Here is a 6,140-nt window from a genome sequence, read left to right as displayed (position 1 = left end):
TGTCGGAGCGCGGTGTCGCTGAGCAGCAGCACGTTGGGCGGGTTGATGATGTACAGGCCGGCGCGGTCATCGTCGACGCCGCCGTCGAACGACGCGCTGCGCAGGCCGAACTCGTACTCCGTCTCGGTCGCCACCGGCGGAGCCAGGGTGCCGTTGGCCCGCAGCACACCGATCTGCTGCACCGTGATCTTCACGGTCGTGGTCAAGTCCCTGTTGGGGGTGTAGACCGCCTCGCGCAGCCGCACCACGTTCAGCGCGACCTCGCTGCCCTTCTTGTCCTGTAGGCGGATCTTGTCCTCCGGGGCGACGAACGCCTTGACCCGCTCGTACGCCCGATCCGGCTCGCCTGCGGCGGCGGACAGGAAGTTGCGGACGAACACCTCTTGGAGGGTGCCGCTGGCGGTCCGCGTCGGTGGCTCACTGCCCCGGCTGATCACACCGGCCTCGGTCGCGGCACCGCCCTTGCCGTCCACCCGCACGTCGGAGGCCGCCGGAATGCCGCAGCCGGCGCCCAGCAGCACCATCACGCCGAAGGTCCCGAGCAGGGTCGGCCGTCTCACGAGTGCACCTCCGTCCGCTGCCCGTCGCCGGCCGGAGCCGGACCGATCGCCAGTGCCCCGCCGGTGCCGGGACCGATGGCAAGTTGGCCGCCGTCACGGGAGCCACCATCGCGAGGGTTGCCGTCGCGGGGGCCGCCGAACGGCAGCGTCGCGTCGGCCGGCACCAGCCGCAGCGGCGAGGTGGTCAGCCGGTCGCCGGCACGGGCCGGCAGGGTGAGCCGGAACTGCGCGCCCTGCCCGGGAGCGCCCCACGCCTCCAGCCAGCCGCCGTGCAGCCGAGCGTCCTCCAGGCTGATCGACAGGCCGAGGCCGGTGCCCCCGGTCTGCCGGGCCCGGGACGGGTCCGCCCGCCAGAACCGGTTGAACACCAACTTCTCCTCGCCCACCTTCAGCCCCACACCGTGGTCCCGGACGGTGATCGCCACGGCGGTCTCGTCGATGCCGAGGGTGATCAGCACCGGCCGGGCCTCACCGTGCTCGACAGCGTTACCGACCAGGTTGCGCAGCACCCGCTCGACCCGGCGCGGGTCAACCTCGGCGATCACCGGCGTGCCCGGCAGGTCGAGTTCGATCGGTACGCCCACCCGCTCGGCCAGCCCGGCCAGCCGGTCGACCACCCGGTGCACCACCGGCACCAGGTCGGTCGGCTCGGAATCCAGCATGGCGAAGCCCGCGTCGAACCGACTGATCTCCAAGAGGTCGGTGAGCAGTTCCTCGAATCGGTCCAGCTCGGCCTGGAGCAGTTCGGCGCTGCGGGCGACCGCCGGGTCGAACTCGTCGCGCTCGGCGAAGATCAGGTCAGCGGCCATCCGGACCGTGGTCAGCGGGGTCCGCAGCTCGTGGGAGACGTCGGAGGTGAAGCGGCGCTGCAACCGGGACATCTCTTCCAGGCGCAGGATCTGCCGTTGCAGGTTGGTGGCCATCTGGTTGAACGACGCGGCGAGCAGGGCGAGGTCGTCCTCGCCGTTGACCACCATCCGCTGGTCGAGCAGGCCCGCGGAGAGCCGCTGGGCGGTGCGGGCGGCGACCCGGACCGGGTTGACCACCAGCCGGGTGACCAGCGCCGCGAGCAGGCCGAGCAGGATCACCAGGGCGACGCCGGTGGCCACCACTGTGGCTCGGGCGTCGGCGGCGGTGACGTCCTGCCGGCCCAGCGGGACCAGATAGTAGAGCTCGATCTGGCCGAAGCGGGTCGGCACCGGTGAGCCGTAGACCAGGTATTTGGTGGTCTCGTCGGTGAGTCGCCCGGTGCGGATCTGGCTGGCCACCTTGCCGTCGGCGATCGCGGCGCGCAGCTCGGGGCTGATCAGCGGCTGGACGTTCGCCGACGGGGAGGTGCGGGTCTGGATGTCGTTGGGGTAGTCGTCGGCGGTGATCGCCACCACCACCCCGCTGGTCTGCTGGGGGTCGCCGCCGGCCAGGTAGTTGACGGTGCCGTCGATGGTCTCCTGAAGCTGCGCCTCCTGCGGCTGCCCATAGAAGGAGACCTGCTTGGCCGCGTAGCTGGCACCACTGGTCACCCGCTGCCGCACGTCGCTGCGCGCGCTGTCGAGCAGGATGGTGGTGATCTTGTCAGCGATGAGGAACGCGAAGCCGCCGACCAGCAGGCTGGACGCGACGAGCGTGATGGTCACCACCCGGACCTGGAGCGAGCGGCGCCAGGTCTGGTGCGCCCGACCCAGCACGCCCGCGACCCGGACACTCACCGCACGCCAGAGCTCCCCGGCGGCGCTGGGCCGGCGGGGCGCCGTACTCGGGGAGGGTGGCGGCGGCGAGGTTGACACAGTGCGACCAGGCTATCCGGTCCCCGCCTTGTAGCCCACGCCCCGCACGGTGAGGATGATTTCCGGCCGCTCCGGGTCCGGCTCGATCTTGGCCCGCAGCCGCTGGACGTGCACGTTGACCAGACGGGTGTCGGCCGCGTGCCGGTAGCCCCAGACCTGCTCGAGCAGCACCTCACGGGTGAAGACCTGACGAGGCTTGCGGGCGAGTGCGACAAGCAGGTCGAACTCCAGCGGAGTCAGCTTCACCTCCTCGTCGTTGCGGCTCACGGTGTGCGCCGGCACGTCGATGGTGATCTGGTTGTCGGGCGGCCCGATGGTGAGCATCTCGGGGGCCACGTCCTCGCCTCGGCGCAGACGGGCCCGCATCCGGGCCACCAACTCCTTGGGCTTGAACGGCTTGACCACGTAGTCGTCGGCACCGGACTCCAGGCCGAGTACGACGTCCACGGTGTCGCTCTTGGCGGTCAGCATGACGATGGGCACGCCGGACTCCGCGCGGATCGACCGGGCGACGTCTATACCGCTCATGCCGGGAAGCATCAGGTCAAGCAGCACGATATCGGGACGACTGTCGCGAAAAGCGGCCAACGCCCGCTCGCCGTCGGCCACGAACGAGGGTAGGAAACCCTCACTACGCAGCACAATTCCGAGCATCTCGGCGAGCGCGGGGTCATCGTCGACCACCAGTACGCGGGCTCTCATGGGATTAATATTGCATCCTCATTCAGTTCGGTGGGACCGGCGTCTGCCGGTACGCGCTTCGCGCCGCCGGCAAATCGGGTGACCGCGGTCCGCGGCGGCGGCGCCACGTGCTGCGGTGCCCGGCGCACGGATGGCCGTGGTCAGGCTGCCACCATGATCCCTCGGGAGCGCCGCCCGGCGCCACCGCAGGCCGGGCCGACCCGACTGTCGCCATCCGGACGACGGGCCAACCGAACAGCCCACACCCCCGGCGCTCCTCGCCGACGCGTACCCACCCCCGGCTGTGGAAGGATCCCCGCCGTGAGGGGATTCCTGCCGTGGTTGGCGGTGCTGGCCGTGGTGCTGCTGCTCAGCGCGCTACGCCTACGCGCGCTGGCCACCATCGTGTCGGTCGGCTGGCTGGTCTGGTGCGTCTGGACGTGGTTCCGGCCCACCCGGCGCGGCCCCCGTTCAGGCTGACCGCCGAAGCCGGCGACGGAAAGGCTGACCCGCCGAGAGCCGACGGCAGAGACGCTGACCCGCCGAGACCGGCGGCGGAGACGCCGAACCGGGCCGGCTGCGAACAGCCGACCCGGTCCGAACGTGTCGATCAGTAGCGGTAGTGGTCCGGCTTGAACGGACCCTCCTGGGAGACGCCGAGGTAGTCGGCCTGCTCCTTGGTCAGCGTGCTCAGCTTGGCGCCGAGCGCGCCGAGGTGCAGCCGGGCCACCTTCTCGTCCAGGTGCTTGGGCAGCACGTAGACGCCGATCGGGTACTCCTCGGTCTTGGTGAAGAGCTCGATCTGGGCGATCGTCTGGTTGGCGAACGAGTTCGACATGACGAAGCTCGGGTGCCCGGTCGCGTTGCCCAGGTTCAGCAGGCGACCCTCGGAGAGCACGATGATGGCGTGCCCGTCGGCGAAGCGCCACAGGTCGACCTGCGGCTTGATGTTGATCCGCTCGACGTCGGAACGCTTGGCCAGCCCGGCCATGTCGATCTCGTTGTCGAAGTGGCCGATGTTGCCGACGATGGCCTGGTGCTTCATCCGGGCCATGTGCTCGTTGGTGATGACGTCGAAGCAGCCGGTGGCGGTGATGAAGATGTCGGCCTGCTCGACCACGTCGTCCAGCGTGGCGACCTGGTAGCCGTCCATCGCCGCCTGCAACGCGCAGATCGGGTCCACCTCGGTCACCACGACCCGGGCGCCCTGGCCGCGCAGCGACTCGGCGCAGCCCTTGCCCACGTCGCCGTAGCCCATGACGACCGCCATCTTGCCGCCGATCAGCACGTCGGTGGCCCGGTTGATGCCGTCGATGAGCGAGTGCCGGCAGCCGTACTTGTTGTCGAACTTGCTCTTGGTCACCGAGTCGTTGACGTTGATGGCCGGGAAGAGCAGGGTGCCCGCCCGGTGCATCTCGTAGAGCCGGTGCACGCCGGTGGTGGTCTCCTCGGTCACGCCCTTGATGCCGGTGGAGATCCGGGTCCAGCGCTGGTTGTCCTCGCCGAGCGAGCGGTGCAGCAGTTCGAGGATGACCGCGTACTCCTCGGAGTCGGCGGACTCGACCGGCGGGACCGCCCCGGCCCGCTCGAACTCGGCGCCCTTGTGCACCAGCAGGGTGGCGTCGCCGCCGTCGTCGAGGATCATGTTGGGACCCTGCCCGTCCGGCCAGTCGAGCACCTGCTCGGTGCACCACCAGTATTCCGGCAGGGTCTCGCCCTTCCAGGCGTACACCGGGACCCCGGCGGGCGCCTCGGGGGTGCCGTTCGGGCCGACGACGATCGCCGCGGCGGCGTGGTCCTGGGTGGAGAAGATGTTGCAGGACGCCCAGCGCACCTGCGCGCCGAGCGCGACCAGCGTCTCGATCAGCACGGCGGTCTGGATGGTCATGTGCAGCGAGCCGGTGATCCGCGCGCCGGCGAGCGGCTGCGCGTCGGCGAATTCCCGACGGATCGCCATCAGGCCGGGCATCTCGTGCTCGGCGAGTTGGATCTCTTTACGCCCGAACTCGGCGAGCGACAGATCCGCCACCTTGAAGTCGCCGTCCGCGAGCGTGCTCGGCCGGGCCTCGGACGGCGTGCCGCTGGCGGACGCCGGGAGGGTGCTGGTCATGAAAGCTCCTGTCGAACGATGTCTGCGCCGACCCTCCACCTTACGCGCGTCGGCGACGGGCCTCAGGCACGGTCCGCGGACAGCGCACGGGGCGGTCGGTGATGGACGGACCTTCCCGCCATCTCCCGCCCGCCCCGTGCATCCCCCCGGTTTGGTTTCCCCCGCACGTTCTCGGACCGTCGTCGCGATAACGCTGCGTACCCATAGAGTCACACTCAGTCAGGATGACGTCAAGCTATTCCGGGAAAGTCGGACTTGTGTCGTCGCCGGCAAGCGCGTCAGCGCAGCCCGGACGTCGCCACGTACGCCATACCGGCCCCGTCGATCCGCAACGGCGCATCGGACGCCGTACCGATCGCGGCCTCACCGGAGACCAGCGTCAACGCGCCGGCCCCGTCGTCCACGGTGATCGAGCCGCCAGCACAGAGCACCACCCGGGGGCCGGGCAGCGGCAGCGACACCGAGGGCACCGCCGCGTCGACCCGCACCCGGTGCAGCGCGAAATCGTCCACCGGGACCGGCCACCAGTCCACGCCCGGACCGACCGTCTCCGGGGCCCGCACCGGATCGTCGAGCACCTCGAAACGCAACACCCGCAACAGCTCGTCGACGTCCACCCGCTTCGGCGTCAGGCCGCCGCGCAACACGTTGTCGCTGGCCGCCATGATCTCCACTCCGCAGCCGCTCAGGTAGGCGTGCAGGTTGCCGGCGGGCATCCAGATCCCCTCCCCCGCCACCAGCCGCACGTGGTGCAGCAGCAACGCGACCAGCGCGCCCGGATCCCCCGGGCCGCCCGTCCGCCTCGCCCGACGCGGCCTGTGGCTGCGGCACGGCGGTGTCGGCGGCGGCACCGGTCCCGGCCTTGGCGGCAGCGACGCTGTAGACGTCCGGCTCCAGATAGATCACCCGGGCGATCGGCACCGCGGCCCGGATCCGCGCCTCGACGGCGTTGATGCCGCGTGCCAGGTCGTGGGCGCTCTCCCACTCCGGCACGGCGATCTTCGC

At 70.6% G+C, this 6,140-nt stretch carries 4 protein-coding genes and 3 pseudogenes; 1 reads left to right on the top strand and 6 read right to left on the bottom strand.

The annotated features are described in order from the left end of the window. From KBX53_RS19125 to mtrA, 3 genes and pseudogenes are all read right to left on the bottom strand, one after another. Window positions 1-560, bottom strand: a pseudogene (locus tag KBX53_RS19125) (hypothetical protein); the annotation flags it as partial. Then, entirely contained in the window at window positions 557-2,344 is a 1,788-nt protein-coding gene (gene mtrB, locus KBX53_RS19120; RefSeq protein WP_051708407.1) for an MtrAB system histidine kinase MtrB, read from the bottom strand. The gene mtrB and the pseudogene KBX53_RS19125, both read right to left, overlap by 4 nt. Window positions 2,345-2,356: 12 nt before the next feature. Beyond that, the gene (gene mtrA, locus KBX53_RS19115; protein WP_030331519.1) at window positions 2,357-3,046 is read right to left on the bottom strand and encodes an MtrAB system response regulator MtrA; all 690 of its coding nucleotides are present in this window, start codon (window positions 3,044-3,046) and stop codon (window positions 2,357-2,359) included. A gap of 300 nt (window positions 3,047-3,346) precedes the next feature. Between mtrA and KBX53_RS19110 the strand changes: the two genes are divergently transcribed. Next, entirely contained in the window at window positions 3,347-3,505 is a 159-nt protein-coding gene (locus KBX53_RS19110) for a hypothetical protein (protein ID WP_210860778.1), read from the top strand. 130 nt (window positions 3,506-3,635) lie between these two features. Here the strand turns inward: KBX53_RS19110 and ahcY are convergent, their stop codons facing one another. The 3 genes and pseudogenes from ahcY to KBX53_RS19095 form a co-directional block, all read right to left on the bottom strand. Further along, window positions 3,636-5,135, bottom strand: coding sequence for an adenosylhomocysteinase (ahcY, locus tag KBX53_RS19105; RefSeq protein WP_210860776.1), 1,500 nt, complete (start codon window positions 5,133-5,135; stop codon window positions 3,636-3,638). Window positions 5,136-5,413: 278 nt separating this feature from the next. Next, a pseudogene (locus tag KBX53_RS19100) lies at window positions 5,414-5,923 on the bottom strand (mannose-6-phosphate isomerase, class I); the annotation flags it as partial. A 91-nt stretch (window positions 5,924-6,014) separates the two neighbouring features. Continuing rightward, window positions 6,015-6,140 (bottom strand): annotated as a pseudogene (locus tag KBX53_RS19095) (cation transporter); the annotation flags it as partial.

The organism is Micromonospora sp. M51 (genome assembly GCF_018070305.1).
In the GTDB taxonomy this organism is placed as follows: Bacteria; Actinomycetota; Actinomycetes; order Mycobacteriales; family Micromonosporaceae; genus Micromonospora; species Micromonospora parva.
The sequence above is the reverse complement of the archived record's forward strand: the minus strand, read 5'-3'. Positions and strand labels throughout refer to the sequence as shown.